Here is a 26,416-nt window from a genome sequence, read left to right on the forward strand (position 1 = left end):
ATTTTCCTTACGAATGTCGAGAAGTACGGGAGCCGGAATTTACGAGCCGACGAGGGCCAATTCGGCCTCGATCGCAGCATCGAGTCGTTCACGAACCGCGGGGACCGGAATCTTGTCGATGACCTCGTGGAAGAAGCCGCGTACGACAAGTCGACGAGCCACTTCCTCGGAGATTCCTCTGGACCGGAGGTAGAAAAGCTGTTCGTCGTCGAACCTGCCGGTCGCACTGGCATGGCCTGCGCCGACGATCTCGCCCGTTTCGATTTCGAGATTCGGTACCGAATCGGCGCGCGCACCGTCTGTGAGAACCAGGTTGCGGTTCAATTCGAAGGTTTCGGTTCCCTCTGCTTCAGCACGGATCAGAACGTCGCCGATCCATACGGTGTGTGCATCGTGCTTGCCGACACCGACCTCGCCCTGAAGGGCACCCTTGTACATGACGTTCGACTTGCAACGCGGCGCTGAATGATCGACGAGCAGACGCTGCTCCAGATGCTGACCCGCATCGGCGAAGTAGACGCCGAGCAGGTTTGCATCGCCGCCGGGAGCGTCGTAATGCACGGTCGGGCTGATGCGAACCAGGTCGCCACCGAGACTGACGTTGAAGTGCCTCAGTGTCGCGTCACGGCCGAGCCGAGCGTGGTGGGCTCCGACGTGCACTGCATCGGACTCCCATTCCTGGATCAGTACGACAGAAAGGTTGGCGCCGTCACCGATGACGAACTCGATATTCTCCGCGTATGTGCCCGACCCGACCTGGTCGATCACCACCGTCGCCTTGGCGAACTTGTCGAGCCGAATCTGCAGGTGTCCGTATGACACAGCGTCGACGCCAGGCCCCGTGACCGTGATCTGCACAGGCTCGGAGACCTCGTTCTCGGACGCCACCGAAACGATCGTGGCCTCGGTGAACGCCGAGAATGCTTGCGCAGCAATGCGATCGGCGGGAACGCCGGCGACACCGATACGTGCATCGTCACGGCCGACGGTCTCCACGGTCACATTCTCGGGTGCCCGCACGAGAACGTCGGCCCCAGCGGTCGCCACCGCAGATCCGTCGTGCAGTCCCTTGAGTCGACGAATCGGTGTGAATCTCCACAGCTCGTCGCGGCTGGAGGGGACCTCGAAAGCGTTGACATCGTACGAGGTGAACTGGGCACCCTTGTTCGCAACGATGACCGACTTGTCCTCGGCCGTTGGATTCTCCGACGCTACGGCGCCTTGCACTCCGGTGAGCGACTCTTCTGTATTCGGATTAGTCACTTATCCGACCGACCCTTCCATCTGGAGCTCGATGAGCCGGTTCAGCTCGAGGGCATATTCCATGGGAAGCTCACGCGCGATCGGTTCGACGAATCCGCGCACCACCATCGCCATCGCTTCGTCCTCGGTGAGGCCTCGGCTCATCAGGTAGAACAGTTGGTCGTCACTGACCTTCGAGACTGTCGCCTCATGGCCCATGGACACGTCGTCCTCGCGGATGTCGACGTAGGGATATGTATCCGAGCGCGAGATATTGTCGACCAGTAGTGCGTCGCACTTGACGGTCGAGCGGGAACCATAGGCGCCCTTGTTGATCTTGACCAATCCTCGGTACGAAGTCCGTCCACCGCCGCGAGCGACGGACTTGCTCACGATATTCGACGAAGTGTGCGGCGCGAGGTGCAGCATCTTCGAGCCAGTGTCCTGGTGCTGGTCGGGACCGGCAAACGCCACGGACAGGACCTCACCCTTGGCGTACTCCCCCGTCATCCATACAGCGGGGTATTTCATGGTGACCTTGGAGCCGATGTTGCCGTCGACCCACTCCATCGTGGCGCCTGCTTCTGCCTTCGCGCGCTTGGTCACCAGGTTGTAGACATTGTTGGACCAGTTCTGGATAGTCGTGTAACGGCAGCGACCACCCTTCTTGACGATGATCTCCACGACGGCCGAGTGCAACGAGTCCGACTTGTAGATGGGCGCAGTGCAGCCCTCGACGTAGTGCACATAGGCACCTTCGTCGACGATGATCAGAGTGCGCTCGAACTGCCCCATGTTCTCGGTATTGATCCGGAAGTAGGCCTGCAGCGGGATGTCCACGTGGACGCCCGGCGGGATGTAGATGAAGGATCCACCCGACCAGACCGCGGCATTCAGCGCGGAAAACTTGTTGTCCCCTGCGGGGATGACCGTGCCGAAGTACTCGCGGAAGAGCTCAGGCTGTTCCTTGAGCGCGGTGTCGGTGTCGAGGAAGAGCACGCCTTGCGCTTCCAGGTCCTCGCGGATCGAGTGATAGACGACCTCGGACTCGTATTGCGCGGCTACGCCCGAGACGAGGCGCTGCTTCTCGGCCTCTGGGATACCCAGCTTGTCGTAGGTATTCTTGATGTCCTCGGGAAGATCTTCCCAGGTCGCGGCCTGCTTCTCGCTGGAGCGAACGAAGTACTTGATGTTGTCGAAGTGGATACCTTCGAGGTCCGCACCCCAGTTGGGCATGGGCTTACGGTCGAACGTCTTCAGTGCCTTCAGACGCGACTCCAGCATCCACTCGGGCTCGCTCTTCTTCGCCGAGATGTCACGCACCACCAACTCGGACAGTCCACGCTTGGCGCTGGCTCCGGCGACGTCGGAGTCCGACCAACCGAAACCGTAGGTGCCCAGCGACGCAATCGTCTCGTCCTGAGTAAGAGGAGCAACGGGGGTCAGCGGCGCAACGGGTGTCACCTGGTCTGGTGTGACGGTCATGCGAGCTCCTTCCGGGGGCTTGTGCGATCTCCGGTACTGGGCTGAGCACCGGAAGTTATGGATGAAACGGGGTGGGGCATCGAGTTCGACTTCTTCGAAATTTCGGGGCGGTTGCGACCGGTCAACGGAACATGCGTAGTGCAGGCACAGTCGCCGTTCGCGATGGTCGCCAAACGTTGCACATGAGTTCCGAGCAGATCGGAGAAGGCTTGCCGCTCGGCGTCGCACAGCTCAGGAAACTCGGACGCCACATGCGAGACGGGGCAGTGGTGTTGACAGATCTGCACGCCATTGCCTACCTGACGAGTAGTCGCGGCAAATCCAGCAGCTGTGAACGCGTCGGCGATCCGGACCGCTGCTTCTTCCACATCCACAGGGTGACTTCCCACCGCCGGCTCGACGTCGGCCACGATGGCTTCGACCCGCTGGCGTGCGAAGGTCTCGATCGCCCGGTCCCCGCCGATCTTGCGTAGCTGACGCATTGCTGCGCCTGCAAGATCGTCGTAGGTGTGTCCAAGCCTGCTGCGACCGACTGCCGTCAACTGGAAATACTTGGCCGGTCTTCCGCGGCCTCGTTGAGTGACGACGGCAGAGGACGCTATTCGCGCCTCACCGTTGTCGATCAGTGCTTCGAGATGCCGTCTTACCCCAGCAGCGCTGAGGCCAAGACGGGTACCGATATCGGAGGCGGTGATCGGGCCCTCTTCGAGAAGTAGGGTGACAACAGCTCCCCGCGTCTGGCCTTCGTGACCGACAACAGCTGAACCCGTCACCGTGGAGGTGGTGCCGCGACGTGCGCGCTCTCCCCCATGCGTCGTACTCGCTGATGATTTCACAACACCAGTGTGACGGAATTAGCCAGGATGGTCCACCAAGGGTGCCCTACTTCACCAGAGGCATTACCAGGGAATACCGGCGCGGTCTTCACTCGCTGCCGAATCTCCGCCGGATCGACTGCGATCAACGGGCTGTGCAGAGTCACAGTTACGCTGCCACTCGTGTCGACGACCCCAGCCGAGAAGCAAACCGCCGAAAATTCCGGCGTGCAACTTCGCATCGTCGACCCTCTTCGCAAATTGGTCGGACTCGATAGCGATCGGCCCGCATCGACCGTCGCTGCGTTGCACGGCGACGAGGCCGAGGCACCCGGCCTGAACAAGACCGAGACGGCACAGCTCCGCGGAGTCCGGCGATTCGGCGCAGTGGGTTCGATACTGATGGCGATCGGTGCACTCGGGGCAGGCGCCCAACCTGTTCTGCAGAACCCGATCGTCGGTGTTCGCATTCTGAGTCTTCCCTCGCGGATGGCCACCTCCGCGCTGACCATCACCATGACGGGCACCGTCATGGTGGTCCTCGCCTGGCTCCTGCTCGGGCGATTCGCAGTCGGGCGTCTACGCGACGGAACTGTTCCGAGAAGACTGAGCAGATCACAGTTGGACCGCACGCTGCTGCTGTGGATCTTGCCACTGTGCGTGGCACCACCGATGTTCAGCAAAGACGTCTACTCCTACTTGGCACAGAGCGAGATCACCGCGCGGGGACTCGACCCGTACGAGATCGGGCCGGCCGGGGCCCTCGGCGTCGACAACGTCCTCACCCGGACCGTGCCGAACATCTGGCGCGAAACCCCCGCGCCATACGGTCCGCTGTTCTTGTGGATGGGTCGCGGCATCACGTGGTTGACCGGCGAGAACATCGTTGCCGGGATCTTCCTGCATCGACTTCTCGCGCTCGCAGGAGTTGCGATGATCGTGTGGGCACTTCCCCGGTTGGCGCGCCGATGCGGCGTCGCGGCGGTCAGTGCACTGTGGCTCGGTGCCGCCAACCCACTCTTGCTCTTCCATCTGGTCGCAGGCATACACAACGAAGCGCTGATGATCGGTCTCATGCTCGCCGGGGTGGAGATCGCACTACGAGCAATCGAGCCCAGTCATCCGATTCGCGGATCGTCCTTGCTTCTCCTGCTCTCCGGTTCTGCCTTGATTGCACTGTCGTCGACCGTGAAAATTCCGTCCTTGCTCGCGCTCGGTTTCGTCGGGATGGCATTGGCCCGAAGGTGGGGCGGGACGATGCGAGCGGTACTGAGCGCGGCAGCAGTCCTTGGGCTTGTCACCGTCGTGGTGCATGTCGGAGTCAGCCTGGGTAGCGGCCTGGGCTTCGGCTGGATCAACACTCTCGACACCGCCAGCGTGGTGAGGAGTTGGATGTCGATTCCCACGATCCTGGGAATCGGGACCGGATTCGTCGGTGTATTGCTCGGACTGGGCGACCACACCACTGCGGTGCTCGGCCTCACTCGACCGATTGCAGCGGCCGTCGCCGCATTCGTTGCTCTTCGTATGCTCGTAGCCGTACTGAAGGGCCGGTTGCATCCGGTGGGCGCACTCGGTGTCGCACTCGGCGCTCTCGTTCTGCTGTTCCCCGTCGTCCAGCCGTGGTACCTGTTGTGGGCCGTGATACCCCTGGCCGCATGGGCGACCCGGCCGGCGTTCCGCGTTCCGGCAATTGTGTTCTCTTCCATAGTCAGCGTCATCTTGATGCCCAACGGGAGCGAGTATTTGCCGTTTCAAATCGTTCAGGCCGCCGTCATGACGATTCTGACCGTCGGTCTCATGTTCTTCGTCACCCGTAAACGACTGCCCTGGCAGTCGAACCTCGGACCGTCGGCACACCCCACTGCCGCCGGGGCATACGCTGGATCCTCGTGATCGTTAGCGCGTCGAATTCGACGCATCCTGCAGTGCAGCTCACGGGTGTACGAAAGTCGTACGACGGTGTCGCCGCCGTCGACGGACTCGACATCACCGTCGAGAGGGGCCAAGTTCTCGCGCTCCTCGGCCCGAATGGAGCAGGAAAGACAACGACGGTCGAGATGTGTGAAGGATTCGTCTCACCGGAGTCCGGGTCCGTTCGGGTTCTCGGACTCGATCCCATTGCACAATCAGCACAGCTCAGACCACGCATCGGGGTCATGCTGCAGGGTGGCGGCGCGTATCCGGGCTCGAAAGCGGGCGAGATGCTCCGCCTGGTTGCGTCCTATTCCGCAAACCCGTTGGACCCTGACTGGCTTCTGGACTGCCTGGGACTCGACCGTGCCGTGAAGACACCCTATCGACGCCTGTCCGGGGGGCAACAACAACGGCTCGCCCTCGCGTGCGCCATCGTGGGCCGCCCCGAACTCGTATTTCTGGACGAACCGACCGCAGGACTCGATGCCCAGGCTCGACTACTCGTGTGGGAATTGATCGACGCACTGCGTCGGGATGGAGTGAGCGTGCTGCTCACAACCCACCTGATGGACGAAGCAGAACAGCTCGCCGACGAACTGGTAATCATCGACCACGGCAAGATCGTCGCCTCCGGTACCGCTTCCGAGCTGACCAAACAGGGTGCAGAGGGGAGACTGCGATTCAGTGCGCCGGCTGGACTCGATCTGACCTCGCTCTCCGAGGTGCTACCGACCGAATACAGCACTCACGAAGAAGGGCCAGGCTCTTATGTCGTCGTGGGCGTCATCGAACCCGGAATCCTTGTCATCGTCACCTCCTGGTGTGCTCGACAAGATGTGTTGGCTACCGAACTTCAGGTGGACCAGCGCCGCCTGGAAGACGTCTTCCTGGAGCTGACCGGAAAAGAGTTGAGAAGATGACGATCCACGGCAGCGACCGTCGTCCGGACAACCGATTCGACGTAGGATTGTTCAGTCCCAATCCGACCCCCAACACGGCCGTTGCGATGCTCACTGCACAGTCGGTTCTCGAGCTCAAACTGTTGCTACGCAACGGCGAGCAGTTGCTCCTGACGATGTTCATTCCGATCACGCTTTTGGTCGGGCTCACATTGCTGCCACTGGGGGCGATGGGCGACCATCCGGTAGACCAGGTCGTCCCTGCCGTGATGATGGTGGCGATCATGTCCACCGCCTTCACAGGCCAGGCAATTGCCGTCGGCTTCGACCGCCGCTACGGCGCACTCAAACGTCTCGGTGCAACGGCACTACCCCGGTGGGGAATCATCGGCGGTAAGAGCATCGCAGTGGTGATGGTGGTGATTCTGCAGACCGTGGTTCTCGGCTCTATCGCGGTGGCGCTGGGTTGGCGTCCCGACATTGTCGGGCTGGCACTCGGAGCAATGGTGATCGCACTCGGCACGGTGACATTCGCCACCATGGGGCTGCTGCTCGGAGGCACACTCCGAGCCGACATCGTCCTGGCTTTGGCAAACGTCTTGTGGTTCGTCATGCTGGGAATCGGCAGCCTGGTCGTTCTCTCCGAGGACATGCCGACGGTACTGCACACCATCGCCCGATTGGTTCCGTCCGGCGCGCTTGCAGAGGCATTGGGACAGGCAGTCGATGGATCTTGGGACTGGTTCGGCGTTTCGGTGCTCGCTGCCTGGGCAGCAGGCTGCGCTTGGCTCTCGGTCCGCACCTTCAAGTTCACGTGAGGTGCAATCCCGGCATCGTGCCGGGCCTACAGCATGGGGTCAACGACGCTCTGTAGTTGACAGCCGTTTACGATCACATAGTGCTGTATCGAGCGTTTCTCCGCGTCGTGGACCTGCTACCTGTGCCTACCCTGCGGGTGCAGAAAATCGTGGCATTCATCGTCATTCTGACTCAGGGCGGAATCGCCGTCACCGGAGCCATCGTGCGGGTGACGGCGTCGGGACTCGGTTGCCCGACGTGGCCGCAGTGCTTCCCAGGCAGTTTCACGCCGGTCGGCGTCTCGGAAGTTCCTGTTCTGCACCAGGCAGTCGAGTTCGGCAACCGATTGTTGACCTTCGCCGTGGTACTTGTTGCAGCGTTGATAGTTCTCGCGGTCACACGTGCCCGTCGGCGTCGGGAAGTAATTCTTTTTGCCTGGCTCATGCCACTCGGAACCGTCGTACAAGCAGTGGTCGGCGGCTTGACTGTGCTGACAGGGCTGCTGTGGTGGACGGTCGCCGTACACCTCGTCTTGTCCATGATCATGGTCTGGCTCGCAACGCTGCTGTACTTCAAAGTCGCCGACCCCGACCCTGCCGGACCTTCTGTCCCCACAGTCCCCGAACCGCTGCGGTTGCTGACCGGCTTGTCTGCGATCGTGTTGGGAGGCGTCCTGGTAGCTGGGACGATGGTGACCGGTGCGGGCCCGCACGCGGGCGACAAGAGTATCGACGAACCTGTGCCGCGCCTCGGAGTCGAGATCGTGACCCTTGTGCATCTGCACGCTCAGCTGCTCGTGGGGTACTTGGCCCTTCTGGTCGGACTGGGTTTCGCACTCTATGCGGTGAAGGCCCCGCTGACGATCAAATTCCGGTTGAAGGTACTGGTCGGCATCGTTGTGGCACAGGCTGTGGTGGGAGTCGTCCAGTACTTCACAGACGTGCCGGCTGTCCTGGTTGCAATCCACGTGGCAGGCGCAGGCGCGTGCACTGCTGCTACTGCCGCGGTCTGGGCGGCCTGTCGTACCCGCAGTTCCCTCGATGACGCGGCGGCCGACAAGCTGCCCGCCGCCCAGAGAGCAGCCACCATCAACGAATAGAAGAGGAGAGGTGGTCGGACTCCCCCTCAGACGACCGACTACCTCTCCTGCTTTCTTTGACGCACCCGATCGGTGAACGGTTCCGCCTTCTCCGAACTATTTTTCCATCGACGCGTTTCTGGCCTTGGGAAAGCGTGTCTGACGTGCGACCCACCCGGCCATTTTCCGGTAATGACCTGGTGCAGGGTTGACAGAACTGACGAGTTCGCGGTCCCACTCCGACTCGGTCAGATTGCCGGCGGCCTCGACCAACGCACGCGCGACTGCCGGGCTCTCCACTACCTGGTCGCCCAGTACGCCGTCCGAGCCGACCATCGTCACACGTGTTCCGGCCCGTCCGACCGGCTGAATGACGACTTTGCCCGAACCACCGTGTTCGCCGACGAAGGATCGGACGGCAGACAACGCACCAGCAGGCACATCGATTGTCGGACCGGACTTGTTCTCGGAGGTCGAATCCTCGACGGGCGAGTTCTTTGCTTCGGTTGCCATGGTTCGACAATACCGCTGGGTAACAGGGATAGAACAGACAGGTCCGCACCGGGCGCCATCCACGCGTGTCGGCAATCGAATCCCACGCAACCGATTGTCCGAACATGCCGCGGCAGTTGTGCGTCAACAGAACACACGGGGTTCGAACTCAGGACAACAGTTGAGCGAGCGTGTCCCAGCCGACGACGGAGTCCACTGCCAGGCCACAGAAAACCAGTGCCAGATATTCGTTCGAGAGAATGAAAAGCTTCATCGGCTTGACCGGAGTTCCCGCCCGGACACCTGCGTAAAGACGATGGGCCACGATAAGGAACCAAGCGCCGGCCGCCACGGCGATCACGGCGTAGATGACGCCGGATCCGGGCGTGAGTGCCAACGTCGCAGCAACAGTCGCCCACGCGTACAAGACGATGTGCTTCGTCACCTTCTGCTCGGATGCCACCGCCGGCAACATCGGAACGTTTGCAGCCTGGTAGTCCTCCTTGTAACGGAGCATCAGAGCCCACGTGTGCGGGGGGGTCCAGAGAAAGATGACGAGGAACATCACGACGGCCTGCCAGCCGATCGTGCCGGTGACAGCCGACCAGCCGATCATGACGGGCATGCAGCCAGCGGCGCCGCCCCACACCACATTCTGCGATGTCCGGCGTTTGAGGACCAGGGTGTAGACGAAGATGTAGAAACAAATCGTGACCACGGCAAGGATGCCGCTGAGCAGGTTGGTGGTTGCCCACAACCAGAAGAACGAGATGACGCCGAGGCTGACCCCGAACACGAAGGCGTGCGACACCGGCATCGCTCCACGAGCAAGAGGCCTCTTGGCAGTGCGAGCCATGATCTTGTCGATGTCTGCATCAGCGACCATGTTCAGACTGTTCGCACTGGCGGCCGCAAGCATTCCGCCGAACAGCGTGGTGAGGATCAGCATGGGCTGAACATGACCACGGTCGGCAAGCAACATCGCCGGAATCGTCGTCACCAGCAGCAGTTCGATCACTCGAGGCTTGGTCAGGGCGACATAGGCCATGAACAATGCCAAAGCCCGACGGGGGGCCGAAGTGGGACGACTCGGAGCGGCTTCGCTTCCAGCGTCGGTACCGAGGTCGTTGTCCTCTGGATTGCTGGGACCGCTTGCGAATCCGTGGCCGCCGGACTGCTGCCCAATTCGCACTACGTCTCCTTGCACAGGCTCGAACACACATGGTCATGCGTACGCGCGGTGATCACAGTCGGCGATTACCTACGTACTACTACAGGCGATGGTAGACGCCGAGCATCGCGGCTCCAATTCGCAGGCCCCCAAAGTGAGAAACATATCCCCTGCCGGGTAACTGCGTCAGGCCCGGGCAGCGAATGCAGCAGAGCCCGACGGGGGGAAGACACGACAATGAGCTGCCGCGGAACTAGGCTGGTGCTCGGCGGCATCTCGATCGAACCATGATCGAATGCACGTCGGCCTCAATTATACGAATGTCAGGAGATCTCTGCTCGTGTCGACCACAGACGATATTGACGTCCTCACCACGGCGCACCACCCCAGCGACTGGACGGACCTGGACACCAGGGCGGTCGATACCGTCAGAGTCCTCGCTGCGGACGCGGTTCAAAAGGTCGGAAACGGTCACCCCGGGACGGCGATGAGTCTCGCGCCACTCGCGTACACGCTGTTCCAGCGGACCATGCGCCACGATCCGACCGACACACACTGGATCGGTCGCGACCGCTTCGTGTTGTCCTGCGGCCATTCGAGCCTGACGCTGTACTTGCAGCTCTACCTCGGCGGATTCGGACTCGAACTGATCGACATCGAGTCCCTACGCACATTTGGGTCGAAGACACCCGGCCACCCCGAGTTCCGGCACACCGACGGCGTCGAGATCACCACCGGTCCGCTCGGTCAGGGACTGGCGTCGGCTGTCGGCATGTCCATGGCGTCGCGACGTGAGCGGGGATTGTTCGATCCTGAACCTGCGCTCGGCGCAAGTCCGTTCGACCACTTCATCTACGTCATCGCTTCCGATGGCGACATCGAAGAAGGAATCACCTCCGAGGCATCCTCACTTGCCGGTACGCAGCAGCTCGGCAACCTCGTTCTCTTCTACGACGACAACAAGATTTCGATAGAGCATTCTACCGATATCGCATTGTCGGAAGACACCGCAGCACGCTACGAGGCGTACGGGTGGCACGTCCAGGTCGTCGAGGGCGGCGAGAACGTCACGGCGATAGAGACAGCCATCGAGGCAGCCAAGGCGGTGACCGACAAGCCGTCGATCATCGTTCTGCGCACCATCATCGGCTTCCCCGCGCCGACGATGATGAACACCGGCGCCGTTCACGGTGCGGCGCTCGGCGAAGAAGAGATCGTGAAGGTCAAGAAGGCTCTCGGTTTCGACCCGGAGAAGACGTTCGAGGTGACCGACGAGGTCATCGCGCATACACGCACCCTCCAGGAACGCGGCCGCAAGGCGCACGAAGAGTGGAACATCGAATTCGACGCCTGGGCAGCGCGTGAGCCCGAGCGCAAGAAGTTGCTCGACCGTCTCACCCAAGGGACCCTCCCAGAAGGATGGACCGATGTCCTCCCGACCTGGGAGCCCGGCAGCAAAGCCATCGCCACCCGAGCGGCCTCAGGCGAGGTTCTCAACGCGGTAGGACCCGTTCTCCCGGAACTGTGGGGCGGATCGGCAGACCTCGCGGGCAGCAACAACACCACCATCAAGGGTGCCAAGTCGTTCGGCCCCACCTCGATCTCCACCGACGACTGGGATGCAGAGCCATACGGTAGGACCCTGCACTTCGGTATCCGCGAGCATGCCATGGGCGCCATTCTGAGCGGCATCGTCATGCACGGACCGACGCGCGCCTACGGCGGCACGTTCATGCAGTTCAGTGACTACATGCGCCCCGCCGTTCGGTTGGCGTCGCTGATGGACATCGATCCCATCTACGTGTGGACACACGACTCCATCGGTCTCGGCGAGGACGGCCCGACCCACCAACCGGTCGAGCATCTCGCTGCTCTCCGCGCAATTCCGAATCTCTCGGTGGTCCGCCCAGGTGATGCCAACGAGACAGCCTTCGCATGGCAGGCCGTGCTGGCCAAGTCGAGCAGTAGTGGCCCGGTGGGGCTGGCACTGACGCGTCAGGGCATCCCGGTCCTGGCGGGAACCAGCTACGAGGGTGTGTCCAAGGGCGGTTACATTCTGTCGGACTCCCCGACCGCACCCGACGTCATCCTGATCGGTACCGGCTCGGAACTCCAGTACGCAGTAGAGGCCCAGAAGCTGCTCGCAGAGCAGTCGATAGCCGCTCGCGTCGTATCGATGCCGTGTGTCGAGTGGTTCGAAAGCCAGGACCAGAACTACCGCGACCAGGTGATTCCACCCACGGTCAAAGCCCGCGTCTCGGTCGAGGCCGGAATCGCAATGCCGTGGTACAAGATCGTCGGAGGGTTCGGGGAGATCGTTTCGCTCGAACACTACGGCGAGTCGGCGGACGCCAAAACACTGTTCCGCGAGTACGGATTCACAGCCGAGGCCGTCACCGCCGCCGCGCAGCGTTCGATCACCAACGTGAAGGGATGACAGACATGACCCAGAACAAGAATCTCGCCGCTCTCTCAGCCGCTGGAGTATCGGTATGGCTCGACGACCTGTCGCGTGACCGTATCTCCTCGGGCAACCTGCAGGAACTGATCGACAGCAAGAGTGTCGTCGGCGTGACGACCAATCCGTCGATCTTCCAAGCAGCTCTCAGCAAGGGCAACGCCTACGACGCTCAGGTGACCGAACTGGCCGAACGTGGTGCCGATGTCGACGCCACCATCCGCACCGTCACCACAGACGACGTACGGAACGCGTGCGACATCTTCACTCCGGTCTTCGAAGCGACCGACGGAGTCGACGGACGCGTGTCCATCGAGGTAGATCCGCGCCTGGCACACGACACCGAGAAGACGGTCGCTCAGGCGGTCGAACTGTGGAAGATCGTCGACCGGCCGAACGTCCTGATCAAGATCCCGGCAACCGAGGCAGGTATCCCTGCCATCGCCAAGGTCATCGGTGAAGGCATCAGCGTCAACGTGACGCTGATCTTCTCCGTCGAACGCTACGAACTGGTCATCGGCGCATACCTCGAAGGTCTCGAAGCTGCTCGCGCGGCAGGGCACGACCTGTCGAAGATCCACTCGGTCGCGTCGTTCTTCGTCTCTCGCGTCGACACCGAGATCGATGCGCGCCTGAACAAGATCGGCACCCCTGCCGCGAAGGAACTCGAAGGCAAGGCCGCGCTGGCCAATGCGCGGCTCGCGTACGTGGCCTACCAGCAGGCGTTCGAGGTGGGCTCACGGTTCCACGATCTCGCTGGGTCCGGCGCACGCCCGCAGCGTCCACTGTGGGCGTCGACCGGGGTCAAGAATCCGGCATACCCGGACACCTTGTACGTCACCGATCTGGTCTCCCCCAACACTGTGAACACGATGCCGGAAAAGACCATGGATGCGGTCGCCGATCATGGTGAGGTCACCGGCGACACTATTTCCGGTAAGGGTCCCGAATCCCAGGAAGTGTTCGACAAGCTTTCCGCCATCGGGATCGATATTTCGGACGTATTCCTCACCCTCGAGAACGAGGGCGTCGAAAAGTTCGAGGCATCGTGGAACGAACTGCTCGAAGCCACCGGTGAGCAGCTTCGCCAAGCGGGCCAGAAGAGCTGATACGTGGCCACCGCAGACACCGACCCGAAGAGCAATGCGGAGTGGCACAACCCACTTCGCGATCCTCGCGATAAACGCCTTCCTCGTATCGCCGGCCCGTGCAGCCTGGTGATATTCGGCGTCACTGGCGATCTCGCTCGAAAGAAGCTAATGCCTGCGGTGTACGACCTGGCGAACCGGGGGCTACTCCCCCCCGGTTTCGCTTTGGTCGGCTTCGCTCGTCGCGAGTGGGGCAACGAAGATTTCGCGAAGATCGTGCACGATGCAGTTCGCGATCACGCACGAACGCCCTTCATCGAAGAAGTGTGGAACACACTCGCCGAAGGATTCCGATTCGTACAGGGTTCCTTCGACGACGACGCCGCCTTCGACGAATTGGCCCGCACGCTGGGCGAACTGGATGCAACACGTGGAACCGCCGGGAACCACGCCTTCTATCTTTCGGTTCCTCCCAGCGCGTTTCCGGTTGTGCTCGAACAACTTTCGCGATCCGGGTTGGCGCAGAGCACGGACGACAAGTGGCGTCGCGTCGTTATCGAGAAGCCTTTCGGCCACGATCTGGCGAGCGCCAAGGAACTGAACGCCGTCGTGAACCGAGTGTTCCCCGAAGACACCGTCTTCCGCATCGACCACTATCTCGGCAAGGAAACAGTCCAGAACATACTGGCGCTGCGATTCGCGAACCAGTTGTTCGACCCGATCTGGAACGCGCACTACGTCGATCACGTCCAGATTACGATGGCCGAGGACATCGGCCTCGGTGGGCGGGCCGGCTATTACGACGGCATCGGCGCAGCACGTGACGTGATCCAGAATCACCTGCTGCAACTGTTGGCCATCACTGCCATGGAGGAACCGGTCAGTTTCAGTCCCACCGAATTACAGTCGGAGAAGATCAAAGTTCTCTCGGCAACGAAACTGGCGGAACCACTGGCCCAGACTTCGGCGCGCGGGCAATACAGCGCGGGCTGGCAGGGCAGTCAAAAGGTGAAGGGCCTGAAAGAAGAAGAAGGTTTCGACACCGAGTCCAATACCGAGACCTACGCCGCAATCACGCTCGAGGTCGACACGCGTCGATGGGGTGGAGTTCCTTTCTATCTCAGGACAGGTAAGGCTCTCGGTCGCCGGGTTACCGAAATTGCGATGGTGTTCAAACGTGCGCCGCATCTTCCTTTCGACGAGACCATGACAGAAGAACTCGGTCAGAATGCACTCGTCATCAGAGTTCAACCCGATGAGGGTGTGACGATGCGTTTCGGGTCCAAGGTGCCTGGCTCGAGCATGCAGGTTCGGGACGTCAGCATGGACTTCAGCTACGGCCAGGCGTTCACGGAATCATCACCGGAGGCCTACGAGCGGCTCATCCTCGATGTGCTGCTCGGTGAGCCGTCACTGTTCCCGGTCAACGCCGAGGTCGAGCTTTCGTGGCAGATTCTGGATCCGATTCTCGACTTCTGGGCAGCGGGTGGAACGGCCGAGCCGTACGAAGCGGGTACGTGGGGTCCGACATCGGGCGACGAAATGATGCACCGTACCGGACGCGAATGGAGAAGGCCGTGATCGTCGATATCCCCGCCACGACGACGAGGGCGGTGGGCAAGAAGCTGGTCGAGCTTCGTGAGTCCGGTGGCGCTGTCACCATCGGACGGGTGCTCACGCTCATCGTCGCCAGCCGTGACGGCGCGCAAGCCGAGACTGCCATCGAGGCAGCCAATGAAGCGAGCCGAGAGCATCCGTGTCGCGTCATCGTCCTCATTCGAGGAGACCGCTCTGCCGAATCCGGGCTGGATGCCCAGATTCGAGTGGGTGGCGATGCGGGAGCATCCGAGGTAGTGGTGCTCACGCTGCACGGTGAACTTGCCGAGCACGAGCACAGTGTCGTCATTCCTTTTCTGTTGCCGGACACCCCGATCGTAGTCTGGTGGCCGAACGAAGCGCCCAGGATCCCCGCGCAAGATCCGTTGGGCAAGTTGGCAATTCGGCGAATTACCGATGCCACGAAGTCACCGGATCCGACGTCGACGATCAAGTCACGGCTCGAGAGTTACTCCCAGGGCGACTCGGATCTGTCGTGGAGTCGAGTCACCTACTGGCGTGGGTTGCTCGCCACCGCGCTGGATCAGGCTCCACACGAGAAGGTCGTGGACGTCACTGTTTCCGGCCTCGCAGAGGAGCCCGCACTCGACATCCTCGCCGGGTGGCTCGCAGCGAAACTCGAGGTACCCGTGCACCGCAGGACCGGTGAACTGAAAGTCGAACTGAAACGCGAGAACAGCGCGATCAGCATCGTCCGACCCCAGACCGGAAAGACGGCAACGCTGTCGAGAACAGGTCAACCCGACGCCGAGGTCGCACTCGCGCGCCGTGAGACTCGCGAGTGCCTTGCCGAAGAACTGCGCCGACTCGATACCGATGAAATCTATGAACTCGCATTGAAAGGGCTGTCCAAGGTGAGCTATGAGTGAGACTTCGGTTCTGCAATTCCTGGACGCGCAAGCACTGGTCGACGCTGCGCGGTCCCGGTTCGTCGAAGTGGTTGTCGCCGCCCAGGCCGATCGTGGGTCTGCCTCGGTCGTACTGACGGGGGGCGGCACCGGAATCGCACTGCTCGAAGCCCTGCGAGAGGACTCCGGCGCAATCGACTGGTCGCAAGTGGACGTCTACTTCGGTGACGAACGCTTCCTTCCATCGGGCGATTCGGAGCGCAACGAAGTGCAAGCCAGGAACGCTCTGCTCGACCACGTCCCGGTTCATCCGGACCGTGTGTTCCCGATGGCCGCGTCCGACGGGCCGCACGGGAGCGATGCACGACTCGCCGCCGTGAGCTATGCCCAGATTCTGGCGTCGCATTCGGAGGGGGACCATACTCCTGCGTTCGACATCCATCTGCTCGGCATGGGAGGTGAGGGCCACATCAATTCGCTCTTCCCGCACACCGATGCAGTGCGCGAGAAGACTCACTACGTCGTTGCCGTCGAGGACTCCCCCAAGCCACCGCCGGTTCGAATCACGTTGACACTACCGGCAATTCAACGTGCCAAGCATGTGTGGTTGCTGGTGTCCGGTGCCGCGAAGGCCCAAGCGGTATCCGCTGCCGTAGGTGGCGCCGACCCAGTCGACATACCGTCTGCCGGCGCGCTCGGCTCTACCTCGACCGTATGGTTCCTCGACGCGGATGCAGCATCGGGACTTGCCACCGACTGAAGGCACTCTAGACGGCGCCGATCCTTGTCATCTCAGACAGGTTCGGCGCCGTGCGTGCCGGATTCGAGAGCCTGTTCGGTGTCGACCGGGGTCTGGCTGATCGGGGTTTGCCTTGCCGGCATCTGGACTCGACGTCCCCCGTGCCCGACCGAGCGGTAAGCCCTTCCGTCGCGCCATGATTCGATGCTTTCTCTGCATTGTGACATTTCTGCCTCCTTGGTCCGCGGTCCCGTCCCCCTACCTCTTATGACGCGCCGACAACGGGACCGGTTCCACCGACGCCCCTATTCGTTCGATCGTGCCGAACCGCTCGCCGCCCGGGACCGCTCGAGCCCCGGGCGAACGAAACCTCAGCCGCTGTTGCGAAGTGCGGTGGCGAGACCGTTCATCGTCAACAGAATTCCGCGTTTGACGCGTTCATCCGTATCGCCGGCGCGGAACCTGCGCAACATTTCCACCTGCATCTGGTTCAGCGGTTCGAGATACGGGAACCTGTTGTGAACCGAGCGCTCCAACGCAGGGTTGTCCTCGAGCAGTCGAGTGTGACCGGTGATCCGCAGATACATACGCACCGTCTTAGCGTGCTCGACCTCGATCATGCCGAAGATCCGTCCGCGTAGCTCCCGATCCGGGACGAGCTCTGCGTAGCGCGCGGCAATACCCAAGTCCGACTTGGCCATCACCTGGGCAAGGTTGGACAACACGGTCTGGAAGAACGGCCATGTCCGATACAGATCGGTGAGAGAAGCAAATTTGTCCTCGTCCCCGCCCACCCACTCTTCTATCGCAGTTCCCGTTCCGTACCAGCCCGGAAGCATGACTCGACACTGACTCCACGACATGACCCACGGGATCGCGCGGAGGTCGCTCACCGAGTTGGTCGGCTTACGGGATGCTGGACGGCTACCGATGTTCAACTCACCGACCTCCGCTACCGGCGTCGCCATCCGGAAGTACTCGACGAATCCGGGCTCGTCATGGACCAGTCGGCCGTATGCCGCACGCGCTCGCTCGGCTAGATCGTCGAGTACTGCGTAGGCAGGCTCCGCATCCTCGCCCAGGCCCTCGACATCCAACAACGTCGACTCGAGCGTTCCTGCTACGAGCGATTCCAGATTCCGCCGAGCCCTGGAAGGCTCGGCATACTTAGCGGCGATGATCTCGCCCTGCTCGGTCAGTCGAAGTGAGCCCTGGACGACCCCCGGCGGCTGCGCCAGTATCGCGTCGTAGCTCGGGCCACCACCGCGGCCGATAGTGCCTCCGCGGCCATGGAAGAGCCGCAACCTGACCCCAGTCTTGCGCGACGCCTCGAGTAGATCGAGTTCAGCTCGATACAGCGCCCAGTTGGCGGCCAGATATCCGCCGTCCTTGTTGGAGTCCGAGTAACCCAGCATCACTTCTTGGTTCATACCGCGACCAGCGATCAACGCTCGATACACGGGAACTTCGAGAGTGGCGATCAACGTCGCCGCGCCCTGTTGCAGGTCCTCGATTGTCTCGAACAACGGCACGACGCCCACGGACGACGTCGGTGCCGACCCGTCGACTCCGGGGTCGAAGATTCCCGCCTCCTTGAGCAACAAGGCTGCCTCGAGCATGTCGCTGACGGACTCGCACATGCTGATGATGTAGTTCTGGATCGTGTCGGGACCCAGATGATCGATCGCTTCCTTGGCAGCTCGAACGATGCCCAGTTCCTTCGTCGCGAGCTCGCTGAGCTCTGCGGTCGGACCGATCAATGGACGCCGGGTCGTCAGTTCACGAGAGAGTACTGCCACTCGGTCCGCCTCGTCGAGTGACAGGTAGTCCTGGTGTACGCCGGCCCATGCGAGAAGCTCGGCGACCACAACTTCGTGAGTTTCGGAATTCTGTCGCATGTCCAACGCTTGCAGGTGAAAGCCGAATGTCTCGACGGACTGCCGCAACTTACGAAGGCGATCATCGGCAATCAGTGCGTCACCGTCTGCACGCAAAGCACGATCGACCGTGTCCAAATCGTCGAGAACGTCCTGTGGCCGAGGATACGGCGCCGCCCCACGATCGAGCGTCGAGACCGGTACCGAGTCGAGGACCGCGGCCGCCGTGGCCGACAGTCGTGCTCGAATACCTGCTATGGCCACTCGATACGGCTCATCGGACCGACGATCATCCGGCTCACGGGAGTTGGAAGCGAGGGTGAGCAGGTCCTCGGTGACGGCCACCAGCCTGGCAGACATCGACAGTTCCTTCTCGAGGGAGACCAATTCGTCCAAGTAGTACGCAAAGGCGACGTACCCGGCTTGGTGCGTGGCGGTATGTACCACCTCTGCGGTGACGTTCGGATTTCCGTCCCGATCTCCACCGATCCACGAACCAGGACGCAGGATGGGTCGCGCCAGCAGATTGCTGTCCGGCCACCGGAGCCGAAGTGCGCTCCGCACATCGGCGTTCAGCGCGGGGATGACATCGAACAACGAGGATTCGAAATAGCGAAGACCGACTTCGATCTCGTCTTGAATACGCAAGCGCGACAGACGAATCAGAGCTGTTTCCCACAGGGTCAGTACTTGACGTCGGATCTGGGTGTCGATGGAAGTCAATTCCTGCGCGGAACTCGAGGCCTTGGCCGTCGAGACGACCTGGCGCCGACGCATGAGGTCGGTGATTCTCGCCTGGACGTCGAATACGGTACGTCGACGGGTCTCGGTGGGATGCGCGGTGATCACCGGCGAGACCAATGCGTCCGCCAGCGCTTCGGTCACCTGCGACTGCGTGAGGCCCGCTGCATCGAGCGCGAGCCACGTTGCATCGAGACTGCTGGCCTGCGGCGGATCGTTTCTGTCGACGTGGATGGCGCGACGCCGCTCGCGGTGTAAGTCTTCCGCGAGATTTGCAAGGAGCGAGAAGTGACTGAACGCTCGAATCAATGGAATCGCTTGGGCTACATCGGCATCGGCATAAAAGCCGGCAGAATCCTCGCGCTCCACCTCGGATCGGCGAACAGCAAAAGAAGCGAGCCGCGCTCGTTCGACGAGATCGAACACGTCAGAGCCTTCGTGTTCGCGGATGATGTCTCCGAGGATTCCACCGAGATAGCGGATGTCCTCACGGAGGGGCTCGGTCAACTCACGGCCCTGAGTGGTCGGTGTAACGAATGCGGGTGAACCGACCGACTCGAAGGAGGATTCGCTCATTCCCTCAGTATCGCCGAGTCGAGCCGCGAGCGCAGCCCAAGACCGGATCGATACCGCAGTCAGCCGAATATCAGGAGTACTTGATCTCCAGACCGATTCCGAGAATCGCGATGAGCCACACCACTCCGGTGAAAATCGTCAAACGATCGAGATTCTTCTCGACCACAGTCGAGCTGGACAAGCTCGACTGGACGCCGCCACCGAACAGACTGGACAGACCGCCGCCCTTGCCGCGATGCAGCAGGATCAACAAAATCAACGCCAGACTGGTGATAACCAGCAGGATATCCAGAAACAGATCCATGTCCACCTCAAAATCGATTGGATGCCTTTGGCAGCTTACCTGCCTTACGAACAGGTTCGGACACCGTGCCCGAAGAGCACGGTGTCCGAACTGTTCGAATCTGTCACGATCGCGTCAACTGCCCGTCGAACGTTCGTACTCTCTTGCCTGAAAACCGAGGCGCGAGGTAAAAAAACCTCTGGATCAGGGAAGAGGCCCACCGGCGGCGATGGCCGACAGCGTGGCAAATTCATCGGCCTTGAGTGAGGCCCCACCGACGAGTGCCCCATCGACATCGACCTGTCCGACGATCTCGCCGACGTTCTTGGCGTTGACCGAACCTCCGTAGAGAACACGAACCACCGCGGCAACTTCGTCGGAAGCCAGGGTCCTCAGTTCCTCACGGATCGCGCCGCACACTTCCTGAGCATCGGACGCGCTGGCCACTCGACCTGTACCGATGGCCCAGACCGGCTCGTAGGCGATGACAACCTTCGAGATGTCCTCGGCAGACAATCCACTCAGCGAGCCGCGCAGTTGCTTGACGTTGTACGACACGTGCTCACCGGCCTCCCTGATGTTCAAGCCCTCTCCGATGCAGACGATCGGGGTGAGCCCGTTCTTCAGCGCAGCCTTGGTCTTGGCCAACACCGTCGCGTCGTCCTCACTGTGTAGCGTACGACGCTCGGAATGACCGACGACCACAAAGGTGACACCCAGCTTCGCCAGCATCGAACCGCTGATTTCGCCTGTGTACGCACCCGAGTCGTGCGCCGAGACGTCCTGCGCGCCGAAGGTGAGCAGAAGCTTGTCACCCTCGATCAGAGTCTGCACGCTGCGGATGTCGGTGAACGGCGGAATGACCGTCACATCGACCTTGTCGAAGTACTTTGCCGGCAAAGAGAAAGCGATCTTCTGCACCAGCGAAATCGCTTCGAGGTGGTTCAGATTCATTTTCCAGTTGCCCGCGATGAGCGGCTTGCGTGACACGAGTCAGACCTCCAACGCTGCGAGTCCGGGAAGGTGCTTACCCTCGAGGTACTCCAGGGACGCGCCACCCCCGGTCGAGATGTGCGAAAAACCATCGTCCGGCAACCCGAGGGCACGAACGGCTGCAGCGGAATCACCACCGCCGACGACGCTGAACGCGCCGTTGGCAGTAGCCGATCCGATTGCCTCGGCCAAGCCCTTGGTCCCGGCTGCAAACTTCTCGAACTCGAACACGCCCATCGGACCGTTCCAGAACACTGTCTTGGCCGCGCGTAGGACCGCTCCGAAGCGTTCCACCGACTCAGGTCCGATATCGAGCCCCATCCAACCGTCCGGAATCTCGTAGGACTGAACGATCTTCGATTCGGCAGAAGCAGAGAACGAATCAGCGACGACGACATCCTTGGGAAGATGGATGACGTCTCCGAATCGCTCGAGCAGGTCCTTGCAGGTCTCGATCATGTCCTCCTGCAGAAGCGAGGTGCCTACCGAAACACCCTGAGCAGCAAGGAATGTGAAGCACATGCCCCCGCCGATCACCAGAGTGTCGACCTTCGGTGCAAGTGCCTCGATCACCGCGAGCTTGTCCGTCACCTTCGAACCACCCAGGACCACTGCGTACGGGCGTTTCGGGGTCTCGGTCAGTGTCTTCAAGACCTCGACCTCGGTGGCCACCAGATTCCCCGCATACGACGGCAAGAGTGCGGCAACATCGAAAACCGAAGCCTGCTTGCGATGAACCACCCCGAACCCGTCGGATACGAAAGCGCCCTCGCCATCGGTCAATGCAACCAGTTCGGCAGCCAAGCTAGCGCGCTCGGCGTCGTCCTTGCTGGTTTCACGCGGGTCGAAGCGGATGTTCTCCAGCAGGAGTACATCGCCGTCCGTCAAACCCTCGGCACGTGCCTGTGCGTCCTGGCCGACTACGTCGCCCGCGAGTTGAACATGGCGCTCGAGCAGCTCACCCAGCTTCGCCGCGACCGGAGCCAGCGAATACTTTGCCTCCGGTTTGCCGTCGGGTCGACCGAGGTGCGCTGTGATGATCAGCTTCGCATCGGCGTCGAGCAGCGCTTTCAGCGTGGGCAGCGACGCAACGATCCGACCGGGATCGGTGATGACACCGTTCTCGATCGGAACGTTGAAGTCGGCGCGCACGAGCACTGCGCGGCCGGACACGCCGGCCGATAGCAGGTCCTGCAGTGTCTTGACGGCCATGTTGATCAGAGAGACTTTCCGACGAGTCCGATGAGGTCGACGAGGCGGTTGGAGTAGCCCCACTCGTTGTCGTACCAGGAGACGATCTTGACCTGGTCGTCGATGACCTTCGTCAGCGGTGCGTCGAAGATGCTCGAGTGCGGGTCGGTGACGATGTCCGAGGAGACGATCGGGTCGGTGTTGTACTTCAGGATGCCCTTGAGCGGTCCCTCTGCTGCAACACGCATTGCCTCGTTGATTTCCTCGACGCTCGCCTTCTTGGCGAGGTGCGCGGTGAGGTCGGTGACCGAGCCGGTCGGGATCGGAACCCGCAGCGCGTAGCCGTCGAGCTTGCCGAGCAACTGCGGGAGGACCAGGCCGATGGCCTTCGCTGCGCCGGTACCGGTCGGAACGACGTTCAGAGCGGCCGCGCGTGCGCGACGGAGGTCCGAATGCGGACCGTCCTGCAGGTTCTGGTCCTGTGTGTACGCGTGGATGGTCGTCATGAGGCCCTTGACGATGCCGAAGTTGTCGTCGAGAACCTTCGCAATGGGGCCGAGGCAGTTGGTGGTGCACGACGCGTTGGAGATGATGTTCTGGCTGCCGTCGTACTTGTCGTCGTTGACGCCCATGACGATCGTGATGTCCTCACCCTTGGCGGGAGCGGAGATGATGACCTTCTTCGCGCCTGCGTCGAGGTGTCCCTTTGCCTTGGCAGCGTCGGTGAAGATACCGGTGGACTCCACGACCACGTCGACACCCAGATCGCCCCATGGGAGCGCCGAAGGTCCCTCGCGCAGCGACAGAACCTTGATCTTCTGGTTCCCGACAACGATCGTGTCGTCACCCTCCAGGCTCACCTCGTGAGGCAAGCGCCCAAGGATGGAGTCGTACTTCAGGAGGTGAGCGAGGCTCGCGTTGTCCGTGAGGTCATTGACGGCGACGATCTCGATATCGGTTGTGCCCAAAGCCTTCTGCGCATCTACCGCCCTGAAGAAGTTACGTCCGATACGGCCGAAACCGTTAACGCCTACCCGGATCGTCACTATTGGCTCCTAAGTTGTTGAATCGGTGTTGTTGCACCGATGTTGTCGAACGATGTTGTCGAACGATGTCTTCGAACCGGTGCTGTTGTACCGGTTCTTCGTGGTCTGCGCATGCGAACTTCCGCACGCGCAGATTCCACCCTAGTGTGCGGGCACCGCTTACGCGCGCGACACCCAGCACCGGACCGTTCAGGCCTCGTCGAGTAATTCCGCGGTGACGGCCGACTCGGTGTCCGGAATACCGGTGTCCTTGGCTTTACGGTCCGCCATCGACAACAGTCGACGAATTCGTCCGGCGACGGCGTCCTTCGTCATCGGCGGATCGGCGAGCTGACCGAGTTCTTCCAGCGACGCCTGGCGATGCTGTACACGGAGAGCACCTGCGTCTGCCAGATGGTCCGGCACCTCGTCCCCGAGAATGTTCAAGGCTCGCTCTACCCGGGCCGCAGCTGCGACGGCAGCTCGAGCCGATCTCCGGAGGTTGGCGTCGTCGAAGTTCGCAAGACGGTTTGCGGTGGCACGCACTTCCCTGCGCATCCGACGCTCTTCCCACACCAACCGGGTGTCCTGAGCGCCCATCCGGGTCAAGAGTGCGCCGATCGCTTCACCGTCACGAACGACGACTCGGTCGGTACCGCGAACTTCGCGTGCCTTTGCTGCGACACCGAGGCGCCTGGCAGCGCCGACCAAAGCCAACGCCGCTTCGGGTCCTGGGCAACTGATCTCGAGCGCCGAGGAACGACCCGGCTCGGTAAGTGACCCATGGGCGAGGAACGCACCCCGCCAAGCAGCTTCTGCATCGCCGATCGTTCCGCCGACAACCTGTGCTGGGAGACCTCGGACGGGACGGCCCCGCATATCGAGCAGTCCAGTTTGTCTGGCCAACGCCTCGCCGTCCTTGGCAACCCGGACGACGTAGCGCGAGGTCTTACGCAGACCACCGGCACTCAGTACGTGGACGTCGGACGAGTAGCCGTAGAGTTCGAAAATTTCGCGTCGCAGACGCCGAGCGATCGATCCGAGATCGACCTCCGCTTCCACGACGACTCTTCCTGCAACGATGTGAAGCCCACCGGCGAATCGCAGCAGGGCCGATACTTCGGCTCGCCTGCAGCTCACCTGGGTAATAGCGAGCCTGCTCAGCTCGTCCTTCACCTCCGCTGTCATGGCCACGAAGTGTTCCCCTCTCTGCGTGCGGAACCCATCGGTGCCTCGTCCCGCGAAGAGACGATGCTACCGAGGGCAGCAGCCAACTTGCCGAAATGATGCGCGTGAGTTCCTGATTCGGCGACGTCTACGTACATGACGTCGGCCCCGAGCCTTGCGGCAGCCCGAGCTACGTGGTCGCGTTCCGCGCCGTCCGGGACGAAGGCCGAATCCACCACGACGTAGTCCACGGAGAAATCAGGTGCGTGTTGGGAGAGTACGTGCAGATGACGCTCGGCAGAGAATCCTGTGGTCTCGCCGAGTTCCGGTGCCAGGTTCAGAATCAGAACCTTCTGCGCTGCTGTCGTCTCCAGCGCCGTCAGCAGATCTGGAACCAAGACATGGGGAATGACACTCGAGAACCACGACCCCGGCCCGAGTACAACAAGGTCGGCCGCCTCGATTGCCGCTATCGCCTCGGGCGTCGCCGGCGGACCGGGTGGCGTCAGCCGCACCCTTCTCACTTTGCCTGGGGTGGTGGCGACAGCGACCTGACCACGAATGACCCTGCTCACACGCGGATCGTCCTCGAGACCTGACACGTCGGCTTCTATGTCGAGCGGCACCAGTGCCATCGGCACCACTTGTCCCTCGATGCCGAGCAGTGATCCGATCTCTTCCAATGCCGACACCGGATCACCGAGAACTTCGGTGAGCCCGGCAAGGATCAAGTTCCCGACCGAGTGTCCCGCCAGCGCGCCGGAACCACCGAACCTGTGCTGGAGGACCTCCGCCCATCGCTGAGTTCGCGGATCCTCGGCAGCCAGAGCAGCGAGCGCCATGCGTAGATCCCCTGGCGGCAGTACGCCCAGTTCGGCGCGAAGTCGACCAGAGGAACCGCCGTCATCGGCCACGGTGACCACCGCGGTCACATCCGACGCCAGTCTGCGTGCGGCACTGAGCGTCGCGTACAGGCCATGTCCCCCACCGAGAGCCACGATCTTCAGCGAAGACCCGACAGCGCCGCCGTCTTTCGCACTCATTCGCGGCCCGCATCGCGATGCTGAACTCGCACCGACAGATCATCGTGCCGACCCAGAAGTATCGCCAACGCCTCCGACATCGCCACGCTTCGATGTTTGCCGCCCGTGCAACCCACCGCCACCGTCATGTACTGCTTACCCTCTCGCCGATAGCCGGACACCGTCAGCTGCAACAGGTGATGGAACGTCTGAAGATAGTCCTGCGCGCCGTCCTGACTCAGGACATATTCGCTCACTGCGGGGTTACGACCGGTGTGCTCGCGTAGTTCTGGAATCCAATGCGGGTTGGGGAGGAACCGTACGTCGCAGACCACATCAGCGTCCATGGGTAGTCCGTACTTGAACCCGAACGACTGAACGGTCACACCGATCAGATCTGCGTCGACACCGCTGAAGGCCGTCTCGATCTTCCGCCGCAGTTGATGCACGGACAGAGAAGTCGTGTCGATGGAGACGTCGGCGGCAGCTTTTACCTGCGCCAACCGAATCCGCTCCGCCGCGATGCCCTCGGTGAGGGTGCCGTCCTGACCGTCGTTCTGCAGCGGATGACTGCGACGATTCGATTCGAATCTTTGAATCAGGGCGGCATCGGTGGCGTCGAGGAACAGCACACGATTGCGGACGCCCTTGGAATCGAGTTCTCGCACCACCCAGTCGAGGTCGCCCGTGAACAATCGACTTCGAACATCCATCACCAACGCAAGTCGATCGATCCGCGGTTCCGACTCGAGACCGAGATCGACCATCTGCGATATCAACTCGGGTGGAAGATTGTCGGCGACGTACCAACCGAGATCTTCGAGAACTTTTGCAGCCGTCCGAAGCCCTGCACCGGACAACCCGGTGACGAGCGCCACTTCGATGCCGTCACCT

23 protein-coding genes are annotated in these 26,416 nt (G+C 61.7%); 9 read left to right on the forward strand and 14 right to left on the reverse strand.

Annotation, left to right across the window (positions count from 1 at the left end; translation table 11 throughout):
- Nucleotides 1-39: 39 nt before the first annotated feature.
- Genes sufD through E5720_RS00530 form a run of 3 tightly spaced genes read right to left on the reverse strand, consistent with a single transcriptional unit; the run spans nt 40 to nt 3,500 of the window.
- Nucleotides 40-1,227, reverse strand: a complete 1,188-nt coding sequence (gene sufD / locus E5720_RS00520; protein ID WP_136172326.1) for a Fe-S cluster assembly protein SufD — start codon at nt 1,225-1,227, stop codon at nt 40-42.
- A 36-nt stretch (nt 1,228-1,263) separates the two neighbouring features.
- Nucleotides 1,264-2,727, reverse strand: coding sequence for a Fe-S cluster assembly protein SufB (gene sufB / locus E5720_RS00525; protein WP_084348843.1), 1,464 nt, complete (start codon nt 2,725-2,727; stop codon nt 1,264-1,266).
- Complete coding sequence (locus tag E5720_RS00530; protein WP_247596263.1) at nt 2,724-3,500, reverse strand: metalloregulator ArsR/SmtB family transcription factor; 777 nt, start codon at nt 3,498-3,500, stop codon at nt 2,724-2,726. Before E5720_RS00530 ends, sufB begins: the two co-directional genes overlap by 4 nt.
- Nucleotides 3,501-3,782: 282 nt before the next feature.
- On the opposite strand from E5720_RS00530, the gene mptB reads away from it, so the two are divergent.
- From mptB to E5720_RS00550, 4 genes are all read left to right on the forward strand, one after another.
- Complete coding sequence (mptB, locus tag E5720_RS00535; protein ID WP_247596264.1) at nt 3,783-5,438, forward strand: polyprenol phosphomannose-dependent alpha 1,6 mannosyltransferase MptB; 1,656 nt, start codon at nt 3,783-3,785, stop codon at nt 5,436-5,438.
- Nucleotides 5,435-6,379 (forward strand): ABC transporter ATP-binding protein, encoded by a 945-nt coding sequence (locus E5720_RS00540; protein WP_136169053.1) that lies wholly within the window; start codon nt 5,435-5,437, stop codon nt 6,377-6,379. Before mptB ends, E5720_RS00540 begins: the two co-directional genes overlap by 4 nt.
- The gene (locus E5720_RS00545; protein WP_136169054.1) at nt 6,376-7,176 is read left to right on the forward strand and encodes an ABC transporter permease; all 801 of its coding nucleotides are present in this window, start codon (nt 6,376-6,378) and stop codon (nt 7,174-7,176) included. The genes E5720_RS00540 and E5720_RS00545 overlap by 4 nt, the downstream gene beginning before the upstream one ends.
- Before the next feature lie 80 nt (nt 7,177-7,256).
- Nucleotides 7,257-8,255 carry a heme A synthase gene (locus tag E5720_RS00550; RefSeq protein ID WP_136172328.1) on the forward strand — a complete coding sequence of 333 codons (999 nt, stop codon included), beginning with the start codon at nt 7,257-7,259 and terminating at the stop codon, nt 8,253-8,255.
- A 96-nt stretch (nt 8,256-8,351) separates the two neighbouring features.
- On the opposite strand, the gene E5720_RS00555 is transcribed toward E5720_RS00550, so the two are convergent.
- On the reverse strand, nt 8,352-8,747 hold the full coding sequence (locus E5720_RS00555) for a hypothetical protein (protein ID WP_136169055.1): 396 nt from the start codon (nt 8,745-8,747) through the stop codon (nt 8,352-8,354).
- Between the two features lie 148 nt (nt 8,748-8,895).
- Nucleotides 8,896-9,918: a heme o synthase gene (locus E5720_RS00560; protein WP_136169056.1), complete on the reverse strand. Its 1,023-nt coding sequence runs from the start codon at nt 9,916-9,918 to the stop codon at nt 8,896-8,898.
- A 319-nt stretch (nt 9,919-10,237) separates the two neighbouring features.
- Between E5720_RS00560 and tkt the strand changes: the two genes are divergently transcribed.
- The 5 genes from tkt to pgl are packed head-to-tail and all read left to right on the forward strand — an operon-like array spanning nt 10,238 to nt 16,668.
- Complete coding sequence (gene tkt / locus E5720_RS00565; RefSeq protein WP_136169057.1) at nt 10,238-12,334, forward strand: transketolase; 2,097 nt, start codon at nt 10,238-10,240, stop codon at nt 12,332-12,334.
- Nucleotides 12,335-12,339: 5 nt separating this feature from the next.
- Nucleotides 12,340-13,464, forward strand: coding sequence for a transaldolase (gene tal, locus E5720_RS00570; protein ID WP_136169058.1), 1,125 nt, complete (start codon nt 12,340-12,342; stop codon nt 13,462-13,464).
- Nucleotides 13,465-13,467: 3 nt separating this feature from the next.
- Complete coding sequence (gene zwf / locus E5720_RS00575; protein WP_136169059.1) at nt 13,468-15,024, forward strand: glucose-6-phosphate dehydrogenase; 1,557 nt, start codon at nt 13,468-13,470, stop codon at nt 15,022-15,024.
- Entirely contained in the window at nt 15,021-15,929 is a 909-nt protein-coding gene (gene opcA, locus E5720_RS00580) for a glucose-6-phosphate dehydrogenase assembly protein OpcA (RefSeq protein ID WP_348769853.1), read from the forward strand. The genes zwf and opcA overlap by 4 nt, the downstream gene beginning before the upstream one ends.
- A complete protein-coding gene (gene pgl / locus E5720_RS00585; protein WP_136169061.1) occupies nt 15,922-16,668 on the forward strand; it encodes a 6-phosphogluconolactonase in 747 nt (248 codons plus the stop codon). The genes opcA and pgl overlap by 8 nt, the downstream gene beginning before the upstream one ends.
- Nucleotides 16,669-16,700: 32 nt before the next feature.
- Here pgl and E5720_RS21545 read toward each other — a convergent pair whose 3' ends face one another.
- The 9 genes from E5720_RS21545 to rapZ form a co-directional block, all read right to left on the reverse strand.
- Nucleotides 16,701-16,874, reverse strand: coding sequence for a hypothetical protein (locus E5720_RS21545; RefSeq protein ID WP_168708255.1), 174 nt, complete (start codon nt 16,872-16,874; stop codon nt 16,701-16,703).
- Nucleotides 16,875-17,018: 144 nt separating this feature from the next.
- The gene (gene ppc, locus E5720_RS00590; protein WP_136169062.1) at nt 17,019-19,841 is read right to left on the reverse strand and encodes a phosphoenolpyruvate carboxylase; all 2,823 of its coding nucleotides are present in this window, start codon (nt 19,839-19,841) and stop codon (nt 17,019-17,021) included.
- 70 nt (nt 19,842-19,911) lie between these two features.
- Nucleotides 19,912-20,145: a preprotein translocase subunit SecG gene (gene secG / locus E5720_RS00595; protein ID WP_084348831.1), complete on the reverse strand. Its 234-nt coding sequence runs from the start codon at nt 20,143-20,145 to the stop codon at nt 19,912-19,914.
- Nucleotides 20,146-20,328: 183 nt separating this feature from the next.
- On the reverse strand, nt 20,329-21,114 hold the full coding sequence (tpiA, locus tag E5720_RS00600; protein ID WP_136169063.1) for a triose-phosphate isomerase: 786 nt from the start codon (nt 21,112-21,114) through the stop codon (nt 20,329-20,331).
- Nucleotides 21,115-21,117: 3 nt separating this feature from the next.
- Nucleotides 21,118-22,329 (reverse strand): phosphoglycerate kinase, encoded by a 1,212-nt coding sequence (locus E5720_RS00605; protein ID WP_136169064.1) that lies wholly within the window; start codon nt 22,327-22,329, stop codon nt 21,118-21,120.
- A gap of 5 nt (nt 22,330-22,334) precedes the next feature.
- A complete protein-coding gene (gene gap, locus E5720_RS00610) occupies nt 22,335-23,354 on the reverse strand; it encodes a type I glyceraldehyde-3-phosphate dehydrogenase (RefSeq protein WP_136169065.1) in 1,020 nt (339 codons plus the stop codon).
- 189 nt (nt 23,355-23,543) lie between these two features.
- Complete coding sequence (whiA, locus tag E5720_RS00615) at nt 23,544-24,527, reverse strand: DNA-binding protein WhiA (RefSeq protein ID WP_084348827.1); 984 nt, start codon at nt 24,525-24,527, stop codon at nt 23,544-23,546.
- Nucleotides 24,518-25,543, reverse strand: a complete 1,026-nt coding sequence (yvcK, locus tag E5720_RS00620; protein WP_136169066.1) for a uridine diphosphate-N-acetylglucosamine-binding protein YvcK — start codon at nt 25,541-25,543, stop codon at nt 24,518-24,520. Before yvcK ends, whiA begins: the two co-directional genes overlap by 10 nt.
- A complete protein-coding gene (gene rapZ, locus E5720_RS00625; RefSeq protein ID WP_247596265.1) occupies nt 25,540-26,406 on the reverse strand; it encodes an RNase adapter RapZ in 867 nt (288 codons plus the stop codon). The genes yvcK and rapZ overlap by 4 nt, the downstream gene beginning before the upstream one ends.
- Nucleotides 26,407-26,416 lie beyond the last annotated feature (10 nt).

The organism is Rhodococcus sp. PAMC28707, from assembly GCF_004795915.1.
Taxonomy (GTDB): Bacteria; Actinomycetota; Actinomycetes; order Mycobacteriales; family Mycobacteriaceae; genus Rhodococcoides.

Excerpts from the sequence above, each read along its gene's own strand:
- E5720_RS00555 (WP_136169055.1), bottom strand. The coding sequence starts at position 8,747 with ATGGCAACCGAAGCAAAGAACTCGCCCGTCGAGGATTCGACCTCCGAG.
- E5720_RS21545 (WP_168708255.1), bottom strand. The coding sequence starts at position 16,874 with ATGTCACAATGCAGAGAAAGCATCGAATCATGGCGCGACGGAAGGGCT.
- E5720_RS00605 (WP_136169064.1), bottom strand. The coding sequence starts at position 22,329 with ATGGCCGTCAAGACACTGCAGGACCTGCTATCGGCCGGCGTGTCCGGC.
- ppc (WP_136169062.1), bottom strand. The coding sequence starts at position 19,841 with ATGAGCGAATCCTCCTTCGAGTCGGTCGGTTCACCCGCATTCGTTACA.
- sufB (WP_084348843.1), bottom strand. The coding sequence starts at position 2,727 with ATGACCGTCACACCAGACCAGGTGACACCCGTTGCGCCGCTGACCCCC.
- secG (WP_084348831.1), bottom strand. The coding sequence starts at position 20,145 with ATGGATCTGTTTCTGGATATCCTGCTGGTTATCACCAGTCTGGCGTTG.
- tal (WP_136169058.1), top strand. The coding sequence starts at position 12,340 with ATGACCCAGAACAAGAATCTCGCCGCTCTCTCAGCCGCTGGAGTATCG.
- E5720_RS00545 (WP_136169054.1), top strand. The coding sequence starts at position 6,376 with ATGACGATCCACGGCAGCGACCGTCGTCCGGACAACCGATTCGACGTA.
- pgl (WP_136169061.1), top strand. The coding sequence starts at position 15,922 with ATGAGTGAGACTTCGGTTCTGCAATTCCTGGACGCGCAAGCACTGGTC.
- yvcK (WP_136169066.1), bottom strand. The coding sequence starts at position 25,543 with ATGAGTGCGAAAGACGGCGGCGCTGTCGGGTCTTCGCTGAAGATCGTG.